Genomic DNA, 2,804 nt, shown 5'->3' with positions numbered 1-2,804 from the left:
ATACCACACACTTAAGCTTAAACGGTGGTATTTTACTCAGGTGGGTCAAAATTCGATTGCTGCTAGTGGGTCAGTTTTACATTGCTGCTGACAATAGTCGCAGTGTTGTTTTTCTTTTTGAATTCAGTTTTTGCTTTCTCCGATGATAGGCTTCAAAATATTAAAGTGCTTCTTGAGGAGGAACAATATGAGGAAGCCATTTCCCAGCTTGAGCGGTTACCAAAAGAAGATACAGCGCTTAATTCAAGGGTTTTAAATGCAGTAGGATGGGCCTATTTGAAACTGAATGACTATGTGAAAGCTGAAAAATATCTAAAAGCATCATTTGAGCAAGCAAAGATCCTAGGCAATAAGGAAGCAGCGGTTATTTCATCAAATAACTTGGGAATATTATCATACCTGAAAAATGATCTTGACCAGGCTGAGGGTTATTTTGATATCGGTAAGGAAAGAAAATCTGAAACAGCATTAATTTATCTGGATCTTATTGAAAATAAGAAAAAACAGATTGAATTTCAGGACGCGTTATTAACGGGTATCAAGTCTCGTAGGGATCAAGATTTTAAAGCAGCCATAGCCAGTTATAATAACGCTTTGGTTATCCAGCCGAATGATGTTGCTACACTTGAATTCAAAGGATATGCGTTACTAAGAAATGATCAATATGAACTTGCGATTGAAGCCCTGGAAAGAGCCAAGTCTTTAGATCCAACACGAAAATTAGTGCACTTAAACTTAGTGAAGGCATAATGTTTAATGCAGTCTGATCATGGTGTAAAGCAATCAATTAAAGAATCGTTACTTGAAGAGAAGCAATTTGTTGACTGGTATACGGTAGATTTGGAATTTCGACGAATGTGTCGTCATAGCAAATATCTATCTGAATTAATAAATAGACATGAGCTTAATGGTTAACATAGGGTAACCGCATATGATCATACGTTTAAAAAGATATTTTATATGCCGCATCCGATAAATAAGTACCTTTGCCCAGAGTTTGTATTGCTTAGTTACCAATTACCGCAGGAATGCCTGGCAATTGACCAACGGCTGCCAGAGAGCCTACACAGATAACAAAGGCTATTCCAGGGATTAGGTACTTGTCTTTGGAAGACAGCTCGCTGGCTCGCTCGTGATCACCAATTAGCCCCATGTTATCCAATAGCATGGTCGTTGCCCAACCGAATACGGGGTTAACGAAAGCACAAGCAAAGATACAGATACCTGCACTGAGCGAGTCTTTATGTTTGTGAATCATCTGCATACCCGCTTCCAGTAGAGGAAGGAATACGCCTACGATTAATGCCACACGCAGAACCGGCTCCCACATCGCCAGATCCATTGGATAGCCAATTATTGATGCCAGTACACACAAAATTCCAGTCAGCAATGCGCCACCAGGAATCGGACGCTTTGCGATTGCCGCAGGGATCATATACGTACCCCAGGAAGAAGCCAGGTTACCACCACCGAGAAAGGAGCCTACACCTTGCCGAATTGACGCAGCAACCATGGTGTCATCCACATCCATCAGCACGCCTTTAGCTTCTTTCGGGTAGTTCAGCTCTTGGAAAACACGATGACCCAAGTAGTCAGGTGACCACATTGCAACCGCTAACAGTGCAAAAGGAATGACTGCAATAAAGTGTGCCAGGTTAGGCCAACCTAGTTGCCAGCCAGTGTCTTCACCCCACCAGTAGAATGGGCTGAAGTGTGGCAAACCAGGTTCCGTGGTAAAGGCAAAGTCTGCTCCCATTATATAAGCCACAATACCTGCTAATGCTGAACAGAGGGGGATCGCCAGCCAGCGTTTGCCTATCTTGGCCAGGTAGGCATAAATCAAAACAGTTACACCAATGACTGCGAAGGAGATATGGCCTTGGTTACTGGATGAAGCCCATGCTTCTGTTTTATTAATTTGACCAATCAAGCCGACGGCACCAAGATAGATCAGTAGCCCCCCTCGGACACCAACGCCCGTGAGTGCCATTAACTTTGAGCCTCCTTTGGTGTACGCAAGTATCAAACCGAACAGACACACCATGATTCCCAGTGCCAGTGGGTGTCCTCCAGCAGCAGCAATCAGCGGGATCAGCGGAATCATTGGGCCGTGAGTGCCCGCGAGGTTAGCATTAGGATTGAGAATGGCTGAAAACAGAATCACAAACAGTGCTCCGGCAATCAGCAATTCATAGCGTACATTTTCAGCCACAAATTCAGGAGACAAACCAAACTGGGCCGCAAAAGTGGCTACCATAGCGGTTACCATTACGACTTTGCCGATAGTGGCGGCTAATGCGGGTACCCAGTCTTCAATTTCGATAGAGTAATCACGAAAGGGTAGGTGAACTCCCCAGCGACGAAAACTCATTATTTTCAGGTCATGGTTCAAAAACTCTTCACGGCTTTTGAACTCCTGAGCTTTACGGCGCAGGTCCCGGTAAAAAGTCCTGTTTTTCTTAGACATATATTTACCTAAACTTTTTGCAAGGCTATTGAGCTGTACCCTAAGCTCCACGTTGGCAGCATCTATCCTTTAAAGCGGCAATTGTTTATTCAACGGAAATTTTTGACCGTTGATTTCTAATTCATTACTGGGTATAGGAAAAATAAAAACTATTTTTAAGTATAGAAGGAACTGACTTCTGGTTAATCAATTATTTTTAGAGAGAAGTATATTGATCATCCATTAATGAATGGGGGGGTAGGTATCGCTGTTTGTCAAGATAGTTGTCGCATCAACTAACCTACACTAATGATTTAGCATTTGATTGTTATCAGGGTTAAGCCAAACCCTTTCAATT

General features: G+C 42.9%; 2 protein-coding genes. One reads left to right on the top strand and one right to left on the bottom strand.

Going from position 1 to position 2,804, the window contains the following annotated elements; translation table 11 throughout:
• Positions 1-81: 81 nt before the first annotated feature.
• Entirely contained in the window at positions 82-750 is a 669-nt protein-coding gene (locus F607_RS0126135) for a tetratricopeptide repeat protein (protein WP_084611423.1), read from the top strand.
• Positions 751-1,006: 256 nt separating this feature from the next.
• Here the strand turns inward: F607_RS0126135 and F607_RS0126125 are convergent, their stop codons facing one another.
• The gene (locus tag F607_RS0126125; protein ID WP_027710358.1) at positions 1,007-2,467 is read right to left on the bottom strand and encodes a DUF3360 family protein; all 1,461 of its coding nucleotides are present in this window, start codon (positions 2,465-2,467) and stop codon (positions 1,007-1,009) included.
• Positions 2,468-2,804: the final 337 nt, after the last annotated feature.

The sequence above is a fragment of the Zooshikella ganghwensis DSM 15267 genome, assembly GCF_000428585.1.
GTDB classification, from domain to species: Bacteria; Pseudomonadota; Gammaproteobacteria; order Pseudomonadales; family Zooshikellaceae; genus Zooshikella; species Zooshikella ganghwensis.
Note: the sequence above shows the minus strand (reverse complement) of the source record. Positions and strands in the feature narration are given on the sequence as shown.

Coding starts and splice junctions, on each gene's coding strand:
- F607_RS0126125 (WP_027710358.1), bottom strand. CDS start 2,467: ATGTCTAAGAAAAACAGGACTTTTTACCGGGACCTGCGCCGTAAAGCT.